Source organism: Peptoniphilus rhinitidis 1-13, assembly GCF_000246925.1.
GTDB lineage: Bacteria > Bacillota > Clostridia > Tissierellales > Peptoniphilaceae > Peptoniphilus_A > Peptoniphilus_A lacydonensis.
Genome location: NZ_BAEW01000008.1, coordinates 52,628 through 67,217, shown reverse-complemented (window position 1 = coordinate 67,217; position 14,590 = coordinate 52,628). Strand labels below are relative to the sequence as shown.

At 30.4% G+C, this 14,590-nt stretch carries 11 protein-coding genes and 2 rRNA genes; 9 read left to right on the top strand and 4 right to left on the bottom strand.

Annotation, left to right across the window (positions count from 1 at the left end):
* Together RH95_RS06235 and rrf are read left to right on the top strand one after the other, a co-directional pair.
* Positions 1–130: ribosomal RNA gene (locus RH95_RS06235) — 23S ribosomal RNA — on the top strand; the annotation flags it as partial.
* Positions 131–163: 33 nt separating this feature from the next.
* Positions 164–280 (top strand): 5S ribosomal RNA (gene rrf / locus RH95_RS06230).
* Between the two features lie 292 nt (positions 281–572).
* Here rrf and RH95_RS06225 read toward each other — a convergent pair.
* On the bottom strand, positions 573–1,490 hold the full coding sequence (locus RH95_RS06225; protein ID WP_010246152.1) for a LysR family transcriptional regulator: 918 nt from the start codon (positions 1,488–1,490) through the stop codon (positions 573–575).
* Between the two features lie 133 nt (positions 1,491–1,623).
* Between RH95_RS06225 and RH95_RS06220 the strand changes: the two genes are divergently transcribed.
* Genes RH95_RS06220 through RH95_RS06205 form a run of 4 tightly spaced genes read left to right on the top strand, consistent with a single transcriptional unit; the run spans position 1,624 to position 5,702 of the window.
* A complete protein-coding gene (locus tag RH95_RS06220; RefSeq protein WP_010246149.1) occupies positions 1,624–2,295 on the top strand; it encodes a CoA transferase subunit A in 672 nt (223 codons plus the stop codon).
* Positions 2,295–2,969 (top strand): succinyl-CoA--3-ketoacid-CoA transferase, encoded by a 675-nt coding sequence (locus RH95_RS06215; RefSeq protein WP_010246146.1) that lies wholly within the window; start codon positions 2,295–2,297, stop codon positions 2,967–2,969. Before RH95_RS06220 ends, RH95_RS06215 begins: the two co-directional genes overlap by 1 nt.
* 13 nt (positions 2,970–2,982) lie before the next feature.
* Complete coding sequence (locus RH95_RS06210; protein ID WP_010246142.1) at positions 2,983–4,227, top strand: thiolase family protein; 1,245 nt, start codon at positions 2,983–2,985, stop codon at positions 4,225–4,227.
* 8 nt (positions 4,228–4,235) lie between these two features.
* Positions 4,236–5,702: an SLC13 family permease gene (locus tag RH95_RS06205; protein WP_010246139.1), complete on the top strand. Its 1,467-nt coding sequence runs from the start codon at positions 4,236–4,238 to the stop codon at positions 5,700–5,702.
* Between the two features lie 73 nt (positions 5,703–5,775).
* On the opposite strand, the gene nrdG is transcribed toward RH95_RS06205, so the two are convergent.
* Positions 5,776–6,270, bottom strand: a complete 495-nt coding sequence (gene nrdG / locus RH95_RS06200; protein ID WP_010246136.1) for an anaerobic ribonucleoside-triphosphate reductase activating protein — start codon at positions 6,268–6,270, stop codon at positions 5,776–5,778.
* Entirely contained in the window at positions 6,270–8,393 is a 2,124-nt protein-coding gene (gene nrdD / locus RH95_RS06195) for an anaerobic ribonucleoside-triphosphate reductase (RefSeq protein WP_010246133.1), read from the bottom strand. Before nrdD ends, nrdG begins: the two co-directional genes overlap by 1 nt.
* Positions 8,394–8,589: 196 nt before the next feature.
* On the opposite strand from nrdD, the gene RH95_RS06190 reads away from it, so the two are divergent.
* Entirely contained in the window at positions 8,590–9,396 is an 807-nt protein-coding gene (locus tag RH95_RS06190) for a thioredoxin domain-containing protein (protein WP_010246131.1), read from the top strand.
* Positions 9,397–9,776: 380 nt separating this feature from the next.
* Here RH95_RS06190 and RH95_RS06185 read toward each other — a convergent pair whose 3' ends face one another.
* Complete coding sequence (locus RH95_RS06185) at positions 9,777–10,616, bottom strand: gamma-glutamyl-gamma-aminobutyrate hydrolase family protein (RefSeq protein ID WP_010246129.1); 840 nt, start codon at positions 10,614–10,616, stop codon at positions 9,777–9,779.
* A gap of 332 nt (positions 10,617–10,948) precedes the next feature.
* Between RH95_RS06185 and RH95_RS06180 the strand changes: the two genes are divergently transcribed.
* Together RH95_RS06180 and clpB are read left to right on the top strand one after the other, a co-directional pair.
* A complete protein-coding gene (locus RH95_RS06180) occupies positions 10,949–11,869 on the top strand; it encodes a DnaJ C-terminal domain-containing protein (RefSeq protein WP_010246126.1) in 921 nt (306 codons plus the stop codon).
* 9 nt (positions 11,870–11,878) lie between these two features.
* Entirely contained in the window at positions 11,879–14,461 is a 2,583-nt protein-coding gene (clpB, locus tag RH95_RS06175; RefSeq protein WP_010246123.1) for an ATP-dependent chaperone ClpB, read from the top strand.
* The last annotated feature ends 129 nt before the right edge of the window (positions 14,462–14,590 follow it).

The window sequence follows — 14,590 nt, the reverse complement described above, 5'->3', positions numbered from 1 at the left end:
AAACCCTCCTCGAGATGAGATTTCCCTCGAAAGATAAGACCCCTAGAAGAAAATTAGGTAGATAGGCTCAAGGTGTAAGTGTAGCAATACATTCAGCTAGCGAGTACTAATAGGTCGAAGACTTGACCAAGAGAAAGAAGAGTAGATTAGTTTTTTAAGTTAATCTGGTGAGAATAGGACAATGGACACACCTGTACCCATACCGAACACAGAAGTTAAGCATTAGTCCGCTGATGGTACTTGGTTGGCAACGACCTGGGAGAGTAAGTTATCGCCAGTTAAAAGGTCTATTGATGCAAGGATATCTTTGTCAATAGACTTTTTATTTTAAATACTCCTTTTAAAATTAGTAAAATATTTTGCTTTAATTATTCCACAATGAGTTATCTCATTACATATTAAAGAAAAGATAAAAAAGCCTTCCTTATTGGAGGGCTTTTTTATTGCAAATATTTATTTTTATAAATTAATAATGATAAACTAGGTGATATGTGGAAAGTTAAATTGAAAATAAATATTATAAAAAAAAGGCATCTGTTAAATTTGAGTATAGCAGATGCCTTTTTTAAATTTTAAGGAGAAATAAGTTTATTATTTTTTAGGGTATTATATAATTCTTCAAATACATTTTTACTTTTATTGTAATTTTTTTTATTAATTACTATGTCCATATGCCAAGGAATTGGAACTTTAAATTCAGCAATGTTTAAATAGTTATTGTATTTAATTGAGTTAATGTCATAAAAGATTTGAGGTAGTATTGCTAAGTAGTCTGTGTTAACAATTGTTTGTAAAACTGATTCAGGATTCATTAGGTGAATTTTTCTTTTGCATTCCACTTTATTATTATCAAGAATTCCATCTATTAAAGTCTTTGATTTACTTAGGGTCGAAGGATAAATTAGAGTTTTTTTATTTAAATCAGAGTATTTAATAGAGTTGTTTTCAAAATGATGATTATTTTTATCGTAGATTGCAACGTAAGAACTGTCTAATATAGTATGATTTATTGTTTCGTTGTTATTTTCGTTATAGCCAACGGTTATTATTATGTCTATTTGTTCATCTTCAAATTTCTTCATTAGATCCCAATAATTATATTCTACTATGTCTATTATTATATTTTTATTTTCTTTGCACTTATGTGATAGAGTATTTATTTTTTCATAAAGTATAGGCATAAAGACTGACAAAATTCCAATAGAAATGTAATTTGATTCTTTCTTTTTATAGTCGATAATATTTTTTTGAATTTGATTTTCAATGTTTATTATTTGTATTGAATTATCATAAATGATTTTTCCAATAGGAGTAAAGCCAGTTAATCTTCCTTTTTTTCTAGTGAATATTTCAATTCCTGTCATTAATTCTATATTTTTAATAGTTTTGCTAAGAGCTGGCTGAGTTATGTAAAGTTTTTCTGCTGCTTTGCTAATATTAAAATTATTATTAGCTATGCACACTATGTATTTCATTTGATTAATTTCCATGTAGCCCTCATTTATATATAAAAAAAAGTTATGGTTTTCATAATAATTATATCGTGGTATCAAGATAAACTAAATAGTATATTTAATTATACCATAAAGAATATATTATTAGATTAAAAAGGAGATTTTTCAAATGGATGAGAAAAAAATTATTTCAATGGATGATGCCCTTGATATGATTCATAGTGGATGCACTATTATGATTGGTGGATTCGCAGGGTCTGAAGCACCTAATGAAATCATTCAAGGAATTGTTAAAAGAAACACAAAAGAGTTAACTTTGATTTGTAATGATACAGGTGATTTAAATATTCCTGGCGAACATGTTGGGATTTTGACTCCTAATCATTGTATTAAAAAAGCAATCGTTTCCCATATAGGAATGAATAAATTTACAGTTGATCAATTTAATAAAGGAGAGATTGAAGTAGAGTTTGTACCTCAAGGAACTTTAGTTGAAAGGATTCGAGCAGGTGGTTATGGTCTTGGAGGAGTTTTAACACCAACAGGGATAGGGACTGATATAGCAAAGGGGAAGGAAATTATAAGTGTTGATGGTAAAGAGTATTTATTAGAAAAACCTCTTAGAGCAGATGTGTGTATAGTTAGGGCACGAAAAGCTGATAAGATGGGAAATGTTGTATTTTTTGGATCTGCTACTGCTCATTCAGCTATGATGATTACTGCTAGTGATATAACGATAGTACAAGCAGATGAAATAGTTGAGAATGGAGAAATAGCTCCAAATGATGTAACTATGCCAGGTATTTTTGTTGATTATATTGTTAAGGGGAGTATTGAATAATGGAACTTAATAAAAATGAAATGAAAGAAATTATTGCGAAAAATATTGCTGTGAGGTTAGAGCCTAATACTTATGTCAATTTAGGAGTAGGTGTACCTACTTTAGTTTCTAAGTTTGTTACAGATGAACAAAATATTAATATTCACTCAGAAAATGGAATGATAGGTGCCATTGGAGATATTGATTATGATGATCCTAATTATATTCCTGGTGTAATAAGTTCATCTGGATTTCCGACAAGATTTAAGAAAGGAGCTTCTTTTTTTGATTCATCTATTTCTTTTGGAATTATAAGAGGAGGACATTTAAGTGCTTCTGTTCTTGGAACTATGGAAGTTGATGAGCATGGTAACATTGCTAATTATACTATTCCAGGCAAATTAGTTGTTGGAATGGGCGGAGCTATGGATTTATGTGTAGGTGCTAAGAACGTGATAATTGCTACATATCACACAAATAATGGAAAACCTAAAATTTTAAAAAATTGTAAATTACCTCTTACTGCACAGAAAGCTGCGACTATGATAGTTACTGAAAAGGCAGTTTTTGATATTGTAAATGAAAAGTTAATTTTGTCAGCTTACAATCCTAACTTTAGTATTGATGAAATTATTAGTGGAGTTGAGCCAGATGTTGAAATTTCTGAAGATTTAGAAAAAATGATAATGGAATGAAAGGGGAAAATAAATGTTAAATTTTTTAAATGACGAAGTTGTTTTTGTAGGAGCAGCTAGAACTCCTGTAGGAGCTTATTTGGGCGATTTAAAGACAGTTAAGGTTCAGGAATTAGGAGTAATTGCTTTAAATGAAGCTATTAAGAGATCTGGAATTGATAAAAATGATATTGATGAAGTTATTGTAGGTCATGTTACTGGCTCTCAAACAACGAATAATTTGGGCAATATTATTGGAATAGATACTGGTTTAAAGCACGAAGCAACTGGAATGACAGTCAATAGAATTTGTGGTTCTGGAATGCAGTCTGCTGTTTCTGGTGCTCTTGAACTTTTAAGAGGAAATAAAAAAGTTATTGCAGTTGGTGGAGCAGAATCTTTATCTAGAGCACCTTATATGTTGCCAGAAGAAGCTAGATTTAAGGGATTTAGAATGGGGGATTCTATATTAATAGATGCAAATGATGAGGGACATAGAACAGCTTCGGGTGCAAATTCAGGTATAAACCACATGGGAAATACTGCTGAAAATGTTGTTAGAAAATATAATATTTCGAGAGAGGATCAAGATAAATTTGCATACGACAGTCAAATGAAAGCAAGAGAAGCTATAAATTCAGGTAGATTTGCAAAAGAAATAGTTCCTGTTGAAGTAAAATCAAGAAAAGGAAGTACAATTGTTGATACTGATGGACATCCAAAGAAGGACACAACTCTTGAAAAGTTAAGTACTTTAAAGCCCGTATTTGAAAAAGAAGGCACTGTTACGGCAGGTAATGCTTCTGGTCTTAATGATGGTGCGGCCTTTGAAATAATTACAACTCTTTCTTACGCAAAGGAAAAAAATTTGGAAGTTATGGCAAAATTAGTGGATTATGAAATAGCAGGCGTAGATCCAGCTTATATGGGAATGGGGCCAGTCCCTGCTATAAATAATCTGCTCAAAAGAAATGAACTTGATTTAAAAAAAGATATAGGAATGCTTGAAATAAATGAGGCTTTTGCTGGTCAAACTTTGGGCTGTTTAAAAGAACTTGATATTTATTTAGGAAGTAAGTATTATGAGGAAAACTTTAATATTCATGGTGGTGCAGTGGCACTAGGGCATCCTCTTGGAATGACGGGTGCAAGAATTATAACTACTGCTTTATATGAATTTAAAGAAAATCATAATTTGAAATATGCTGTTGTAAGTGCGTGCATTGGAGGCGGACAAGGCATAGCATTATTACTTGAAAATGGATATTATAAGAAATAGGTGATTCTATGAAAGGATTGCAACAAAAGTTCTATTGGAATAAGAAATATATTCTAAAAACTTTGTTATGTTTATTTGTAATATTTTTATTTTGGATATTACCTCCAATAGATCCAATTACATCTATGGGGACAAAAGTAATAGGAGTTTTTATTGGAACGGTACTTATGTTATCTATTGTCGACACTATATGGCCTGTATTTTTTAGTTTTTTACTTTTGACATTGACAGGTGTTATGAGCTTAAATGATGTTATAAAAGGTTCAATTGGAAATTGGATTTTTGCTTTTGTAGTGGCAAGTATGGTACTGACAAATGCTCTAAATGAATCGGGTTTTACGGATAGACTTACTACAAAAATGCTCACGATGAAAATTTCTAAGAAAAGTCCTTGGTCTTTTATGTTTGTGTATTTCTTTATTTGCTATTTGGTTGGAGCATTTATGGATCAAGTTCCAGCGACAGCTTTCTTTTTAGCTTTTACAAATGAGATAATAAAAAAGACTGGATATGAAAAAGATAGTAAATTTTCTAATACTTTGTCACTAGGTGCTATTTTCTCAGTTAATCTTGGTGGGGCAGCTACGCCAATTTCACATCCACTTGCAATTTTGGGAATTGGAATATTTGAACAGACAACTGGAATGGAGATAACTCTTATTGATTATATGGCATATGCAGTGCCTACGACGTTTATACTATTCTTAGTTCTTTTTATAATAATAAGATATTTTATAAAACCTGATGTTTCAAAAGTTAGTAATCTTGACATGAATAAATTTTCAGAAGATTTAAAACCTATGGAACTTAGAGAAAAGTCAATAGCGACAATATTTTTTGCTACTGTAATATTATGGATTCTTCCAGGAGTTTTACAAATATTTTTACCTAAAGATAATAGCGTGATTTTAATGTTCAAGAATCTTACCATTACTTTTTGGGCTTTCTTAGCAGTTATTTTACTTGCCTTTGTCAGGATAAATGATACGCCATTAATTGACTTAAAAGAAACAATGAATATGAAAATTCCTTGGGCGACAATATTTTTTATTTCTATTGGTGTTTTATTGGGCAGTGCAGTTTCAGCAGAAGGTGTAGGATTAAATGATTTTGTTATTTTAAATTTAAGACCAATTATTGAAAAATCATCAATTACATTAGTTGTGTTTTTATTTGCACTGGGAACTTGTGCACTTACAAATTTCTCTTCAAATGTATCAACAATTACAATAATGACAGGAGTTGCAGCAAGTGTTTCTATGGTTTCTTACAATATTAGTCCTATTGCACTTTGTGTTACAACGACAATGTGTGGCTCACTAGCATATGTACTGCCATCATCATTTGCTCCAATAGCAATGCTTCATGCCGATGAAAATTCTGATTCTAAATTAATTATAAAAATAGGTATAATTATGGTTATTTTGTCAGGACTAGCAGCTACGTTTATTGGATATAATATTTTAGCGTCTTAATAAATAAAATATATTAAAAGTTCATGGTAATTACACTTAACAAAAAAGAGCTACTTAAAACGAGAGTAGCTCTTTAAAAATTTAATTCAATTACTTTATTTTCATCTAGAGATCTTTTTACATCTATTATCCTTTGATTTGAAGAACCACGAAATCTAAGTGTCAAGTCTTTTAAGTTTTCAACAAATCTCCCATCAACTAATACGTCGCATTCTTCTAAAAGATTTTTTTTGTTCTCATCTTTTATTATTTCTTCAAAGGTATAACCAGAGAAAATCCAAATATCTTTTTGAACTTCTTTCTTTATGTCCTTTATAGTCATTAAAAGATCTACTTCATTTTGAAAGGGTTCGCCACCTAAAACTGTCAGACCTTTTACTTCAGGAAGTTCTAGATATTCTATTACTTCTTTTGTTTCTTTATCTGTCCAAGTTTTTCCAAAATTGAAGTCTTGATATTCTTTGTTAAAACAGTTGTAGCAATTGTGAGTGCATCCCGTTACAAAAATTGTGCTTCTTATACCAGGGCCATTTGCCACATCGTATTTTCTTATTTGTGCATAATTCATTATATGTGAAGAACCCTTGCGTTAATTTCTTTTGTTCTGCCTTCATTCCAGAAGTTTTCTCCAAGATAGCCACAAGTTCTTCTTACAACTGATAAAGTTGATCTATCTTTGTTGTGACATTGTGGACATTCCCAATCGCCTTCTTCGTTCAATTTAATTTCACCGTCAAATCCACATTCAGAACAGTAATCTGATTTTGTGTTAAATTCTGCGTATTGAATGTTGTCATAGATAAATCTTACAATTGTTTCAAGTGCTTCTAGGTTGTGACCCATATTAGGTATTTCTACATAGGAAATGCAACCACCTGTTGATTTGTCTTGAAATTTTGATTCAAAAGTAAATTTTTCAAAGGCAGATATTTCTTCACGAACATCAACGTGGAAGGAGTTGATGTAGTAACCCTTATCTGTTACATTTTCTATTATTCCAAATCTTTTTTTGTCAATATTGCAAAATCTTTGAGTCAGTGATTCTGCTGGCGTTGCATAGAGAGTAAATTTAATTCCATATTCTTTTGTCCATTTCTTTACTGCATCGTTTAATGCGTCCATTATTCTCATGGCAAAGTCGTATCCCTTTTTAGTTGTGTGACTTACACCTTTAGTTAAAACAGTTGCTTCATATATTCCAATGTATCCTAGAGAAACTGTGGAGTAACCATTTAATAAAAGTGGTGCAATAGATTCATGTTTTCCAAGTCTTGCAATGGCACCATGTTGCCAGTGAATTGGAGATGAATCACTTGTAACTTTTTTTAGATGTTCGTATCGAAGTAGCCCCACTCTTTTTACCAAGTCTAGTCTTTTTTCTAAGATTTCAAAGAATTTTTCTTCGTCGCCCCCGGCAAGTATTCCTATTTGAGGTAAATTAATGGAGCACGCACCCATGTTAAATCTTCCTTCAAATTTGTAATTGTCCTTTTCGTCTTTATATGGAGGAAGAAAAGCACGACAACCCATTGGAGAAAATACATTGCCTTCGTAGTTTGCACGCATTTTTTTGGCAGAAATGTAATCAGGGTACATTCTCTTTGCAGTGCATCTGACGGCAAGGGACGTTAAATAGTAATATTTTGAATCTTTGTTAATGTTATTTTCGTCTAAAACATAAATTAATTTAGGGAAGGCTGGAGTCACATATACTCCTGCGTCATTCTTTATTCCTTGTATTCTTTGCTTTAAAATTTCTTCTATAATCATTGCAACTTCGTCAACGTATTGGTCATCATCTTCAAGCCACATAAATAACGTTACAAAAGGAGCTTGACCATTTGAAGTCATAAGCGTGTTTATTTGATATTGAATAGTTTGAATTCCACTTTCGAGATCTTTTTTTGTCATTCTATTTGCCATTTTTTCAGCAAGTTCAATGTCACCTAGAGTATCAAGAGCGAGGCTCAAATTTTTTTCATAGGATCTTCTAAGATATTTTCCAAGGCAAGAAATATTTATACTTTGTCCACCATATTGATTTGATGCGATTTGTGCAATAATTTGCGTCATTACATTACAAGCAACTTGGAAAGACTTTGGAGTTTCGATCATTTTTCCATTTACGACAGTGCCATTGTCGAGCATATCCTTCATGTTTACAAGGCAGCAATTAAAAATAGGTTGGATAAAATAATCCATGTCGTGAATGTGAATAGCACCAGATTCATGTGCTTCTACTAAGTCGGCAGGAATCATTTTTCTCTTTGCAATATCCTTTGAAACTTCACCTGCGATTAAATCTCTTTGAGTTGATGCTATGATTGCATTTTTATTTGAATTTTCGTCCATTAAGTCTTCATTAGTTTCATTTAAAAGACCTAATATATCTTCATCAGTAGTATTTTGTTCACGCTTATATTGTTGAACAGATTTATAAGATTCGTATGCTCTTGCAGTTGCTGGATTATTATTTTGAATCAAGCGATAGTAAACTTCGCTTTCTATGTCGTATATAGAAAGGGGAAGTTCTCTTTCTTTCGCAAGTTTTTCAATTTCACTTGCAATTTCAAGAGCCTGATTTTCTATGTATAATCCAGAACTAGAATGCATAGCCTTCTCAATTGCTATTACAATTTTATCTCTATCAAAATCAACTTTTTTTCCATTTCTTTTTATAACTTGTGACAATTTCACTCACCCTTTCTATATAAGATAATTATAAATAAATTATACAAGATATTTTGTACAATGTAAATACAAAAAATAGAAGAAAACACTATATATAGTAGTATATAAATTTTAAAAAGTGCTAGATTTGTTATAATTCTAATATTGAATAAGGTTTAATGTTATAATGAATTTATAAAATAAAAGAGGGGTAATTATGTTAAAAATATTTACAGATGTATTAGATCCTTTTTTGTGGGGACTTTTTCCAATTCTTAGAAAATTTGAAAGAAAATACAATAATTTTAATTATGAATTTGTAATGAGTGGGTTGATTGGAAATTATGAAGAGTTTCTTCCCAAAAATTTTAGGGAAAAAAATTCCGTAAAACTTGGAAATAAAATTTTATACGATATGTATAGAGCCACATCTACGATTACAAAAATGCCAGGTTTCAAAGAAAATCTAGATCTTTTTACAGAAGAATATAAATCTTCTTATCCCTTAGATAAGTATTTTTTATCTGTTAAAGAAATTGATGAGAATATTTCTAGGGACTATATAAGAAAAATTTTAGAAGAAGCAATTATTTTTAATAAGAATATTTATAAACTAAATGTTCAAAGAGAAATTTTAGAGAATTTTAATATTAATTTTGAAGAATTTATATTTAATTATGAAAATAGCCACGAAATTTTTCTAGAAAATAGGATGGAATCCTTTGATTACAGAATAAAAAAGTTGCCGGGATTTTTGGTTACAGAAAATAATAGAGTTTTGCAAAATATAATGGATTTTAGTAGAGTTGAAGAATTTTTATTAGAAAATCTAAATCTAGTAGAAAGAGAAGAAGAGTTAGATGAAAAAGAAAGAATAATTGATTATATAAAGTCCTATGACCTTGTTCTAAAAGATGAGGTAAAAATTGTTTTTGGAATAGATAATAAATTGGACAATCTGTTAGAAGAAGAGAAGATAGAAATTAAAAAAATAAATGGCTTTGAAATTTTAAAAATAATATGAGATAAAGATATTTGGTAATAAAGTGATAGGAAATAGAGGGTTTGGTTTTTAGATTTAATTTTGAAATCATCTATAATAATTTCTAGAGAAAACATTCTTTGGTTTTTTATAAGGATTTTTACCAAGTATCTTAGTAATTTAAAAATACAATTTAATAAAAGATAATGTATTTAATAAAAGATAATGTATTGATAATAAAGGACAAAAAAATTGCCGAGATAACTCGGCGTGTAAAAGGAAATTAATTAAAAAGTGTATTAAATAATCTGTTATAAGTTTAGCATAATAAATTTATAAATACAAGGAAAAATTTAAAAATTATAAAAAAATTAAAAAAGGAGGAACTTTTTGTCCTCCCTATGTAAAACTAGAATATTTTATTATTTTTGTTGAGATAATTCTTCTGCCTTTGCAATAAAGGATTTATAAAGATTTAGAGCGTCTTCATTGTTATCGTCCATAATTAATTCTTCGGGATGAAATTGTAATCCCAAGAAATAGGATTTGTCAGTTCTAACTATTGCTTCAATAGTTCCATCGGAAGCTGTTGCTACAACTTTTAAATTATTCCCCAAATCTTTTATTGCTTGATGGTGCCAAGAGTTTACTTCGATAGTACCTGTTTTTCCAAAACCATCAGCTAAAATATTATCTGGCAAAACATCTATATCGTGTTTCACAAAAACTTTTCTTTCAGGATCTCTATGAATAATATCAGTAGGTCTTTGTGCTATTATATCTTGATATAAAGTACCACCTGATAAGATATTTGTAAATTGCATTCCTCTACAAGTTGCTATTGTAGGCTTATCTTCTTCCAATAAAGCTTTAAGTAAAAATTCATCAGATTTATCACGTCTAGGGTTTATATCTTCTAAAGTTGGAATTGGTTCTTCGTTGTAAAGTGCGGGATTTAAATCATCTCCTCCAGTTACTACGACTCCATCAACTTTTTTTATCTCTTCTTTTGCTTCGTCAAGAGATGTCATTTCTTTTAGAAATACAACTTTAGCTCCAGCTTTTCTTAAAGCATCAGCATACATTTGTGTATCTTCATCAACTTTGTCCTTAGAATTTTTATCAACTTTATCTGTTGACCAAGAAACGCCAATAGTTGGTGCATTTTTGTCTTCTTTATTAGAGCAAGCTGTAAACGTTAATATTGCAATTAATAAGAAGAGAATAGACATAATAATATTTTTTGTGTTAGTTTTTCTCATATTAAGCTCCTTTTTAAATATTATTTTCTAGTTCTACAAAGATAGTATATCGTTTTCAAAAAAATCTCGCAATAATTATGTTGAAAAATTATAAAATAATTAGCAGATAACTTGCAAGAGTGCTAAAAATATTGTATAATTTAATAGTCAAAGATAGTCAAATGATATTTTTAGAATTTAGAATTTTATTAAATATTTGAATTATTTATACTAAAAAACTAATTAAAATATATAATATAATTAGTTAATTTTATTTATAGAGATTAAATAATTTTTGATGGAAAAATAAAATATTTTAGAATTTTTGACAGTCCACGTGAGGAGGTTATTAGTTGAAATATAAAGATTATTATGAAATCCTTGGAGTTTCTAAAAACGCAGACGAAAAGGAAATAAAAAGTGCTTACAGAAAGCTTGCAAAGAAGTATCACCCAGATCTTCATCAAGGAGATGATGCTGCAGCAGAAAAATTTAAGGAAATTTCTGAAGCTTATGAAGTTTTATCTGATAAGAGTAAGAGAAAAAAATATGATACTTTTGGTTCTAATTATGATTTTAGTTCTGGATATGATTTTGACCCTTCTCAATATGGTTACACATACACTACGGGGGGAAGTGGAGCAGATTTCTCAGACTTTTTTGAAACTATTTTTGGTTCTAGTAGGTCAGGAGGAAATTTCTCCGGTGGTTTTAATATAAATGATATTTTTGGAGATTTATCTGGAAGAGGAAATGGAAGGACTGCAAACAAGACCAGAAATAAATTTGAGTCCGAGCTTTCTATTTCTATTAGAGAAGCCTATGAAGGAACTACAAAAAATGTAAATTTAACTTACAAACAAAAGGAATATGATATTGTTGTTAAAGTTCCAAAGGGAATAACTCGTGGGAAAAAAGTTAAGGTAAAGGGAGAAAAATTTGGACTTCCTGGAGATATTCTTTTTAAAATAAATATTCGCGATGAAAAGGATATGTCTTTAGATGGACTTGATATTACAAAAAAAGAAGACATTTATCCATGGGAAGCAGCCTTTGGAAGTAGCAAAACTGTTGAAACTTTAAATGGGAAGTTAAAATTAAAAATACCCGAAAATTTTGTTGGAGGAAATAAGATGAGAATTCCTTCAAAGGGATTTAAAGATTTAAAGGGAAATAAGGGAGATCTTTATATTTCTTTTAATATTGTAAATCCTAAAGATTTATCAGAAAAGCAATTAAAATTATATAAAGAACTTGAAAAAATTAGTAAATGAGGTGTTTAAATGAATTTTGAAAAATTTACTCAAAAGTCCCTTGAAGCTGTTCAAGGAGCATATAATATCGCTAAGGAATATGGCAATCCTGAGGTAAAAGAAATTCACATTAATTACGCACTTTTAGATGACAAAGAAGGACTTATACCAAGGGTCTTGACATATATGGAAAAAAATCCTGAGATGATTAAAGCGGATGTCTTAAAAATTATTGAAAGACTTCCAAAACAATCAGGTTCAGAAGTTTATGCAGATAATTCTTATAGAGAATTATTTACAAAGGCTGAAGATTTTATGAAGAAGATGGGAGATGAATATCTTTCTGTTGAACATATTTATCTTGCACTTTTAAATATGAAGGGAACTGGTTCCTCATCTATTTTTAACAAATATAAAATTGATGCAGATAGTTTTCTAAATTCTCTAAAAAAAATTAGAGGAAATCAACATGTAACAACTGACAATCCAGAAGGAACTTATGATGCTCTCAAAAAGTATGGTCAAGATTTAACTGAACTTGCAAGAGATGGAAAGTTAGATCCCGTTATTGGTCGTGACGAAGAAGTTAGAAATGTAATTAGAATTTTATCTAGAAGAACTAAAAACAATCCTGTTTTAATTGGGCCTCCTGGAGTTGGTAAAACTGCAATAGCAGGTGGACTTGCACAAAGAATTGTGTCTGAGGATGTGCCTGAAGGATTAAAAAATAAAACAGTATTTTCACTTGATATGGGTGCACTTATTGCAGGCGCAAAATATCGTGGAGAATTTGAAGAAAGATTAAAGGCTGTTTTAAATGAAGTGAAAAAATCTGAAGGAAATATTATTTTATTTATAGATGAAATTCACAACATTGTTGGTGCAGGAAAGACTGATGGGGCAATGGACGCATCAAATTTGTTAAAGCCAATGCTTGCTCGTGGAGAACTTCACGCAATTGGCGCAACAACTCTTGATGAATATAGAAAATATATTGAAAAAGATCCTGCTCTCGAAAGAAGATTTCAAAAGGTTTTGGTTAAAGAGCCGACAGTGGAAGATACAATTGCAATTCTTCGTGGTCTTAAAGATAAATACGAAATTTATCATGGGATAAGAATTGCAGACTCAGCTGTTATTGCTGCTGCAACTCTTTCTGATAGGTATATTACTGATAGATTTTTGCCAGATAAAGCCATTGATTTGATGGACGAATCCTGCGCAATGCTTAGGACAGAAATTGACTCAATGCCAACAGAAATTGACGAAGTTAGAAGAAAAATTTTGCAACTTGAAATAGAAAATCAAGCACTAAAAAAAGAAACTGATGAAGCGAGTATAGAAAGACTAAAAAAATTGCAAGTTGAGCTTTCTGAAGAAAAAGATCTTTTTGACAGATTGAAATCTAAATGGGAATCTGAAAAAAAGGCCCTTGATTCCACAAAAGATATAAAAAAACAAATTGAAGAAACAAATCACTCAATTGAAGAGGCCGAAAGAAATTATGATCTTGAAAAACTTTCTGAATTAAAATACGGAACTCTTCCAAAATTAAAGGAAGAACTTGCTAAAAAAGAATCGGAAACAAAAGATGAATCTACATCAATGGTAAAGGAACAAGTTACAGAAGATGAAATTGCTTATGTTGTCAGCAGGTGGACGGGAATACCAGTTGAAAAATTAAATAAAACTGAAAGAGAAAAACTTTTAAATCTTGAAGATATTTTGCACAAGAGAGTAATAGGGCAAGATAATGCAATTGAAGTTGTATCTGATGCAGTTTTAAGAGCAAGAGCTGGACTAAAAGATAGAAATAAACCAATTGGATCTTTTATATTCTTGGGGCCAACAGGAGTTGGTAAAACTGAAACAGCAAAGGCACTTACAGAAACGCTTTTCGATGATGAAAGGAATTTAATAAGGATTGATATGTCAGAGTATATGGAAAAACATTCTGTGTCAAGACTTGTGGGATCTCCTCCGGGATATGTTGGTTACGATGAAGGAGGACAACTTACAGAAGCAGTTAGAAGGAAGCCTTATTCTGTAATTTTGTTTGACGAAATCGAAAAGGCTCATCCAGATGTTTTTAATATTTTACTTCAAGTGCTAGATGATGGAAGACTTACTGATAATCAAGGAAGGACTGTTGATTTTAAAAATACAGTTATAATTATGACTTCAAATATTGGATCACACTTCTTAATTGATGGAATCGGAGAAGATGGTCAAATAACAGAAGATGCAAGAGAATCTGTAATGGGAGATCTTAGGGCGTCTTTTAGACCAGAATTTTTAAATAGAGTTGATGAAATAGTTTTATTCAAACCACTTCAAAGAGAAGAAATTTACGACATTATAAAACAAAGTATAAGAGAAGTTGAAAATAAATTAGAGGACAGAGATATAAAAATTGAAGTCACAGATTCTGCTCTTGAATTTATTTTAAATGCATCCTTTAGCCCTCAATATGGAGCAAGGCCAGTTAAGAGATATATTGAGCACGCTCTTGAAACAAAAATTTCAAAATTAATAATTAAGGGTGATGTTATGGATGGAGATACTATTTTAGTAGATGTGTATGCGGATGATTTATCTATAAAAGTAAAATAATTTTATTTTGGAACTTGCTAAATTTATTTTAGTGAGTTCTTTTTGTTTCTATATTGTTACAAAATATTAAAAAAATGTTAAAAAGAAAAAAGTTATTCTAGTTATCACTTTATTATCACAAAAGGGCTT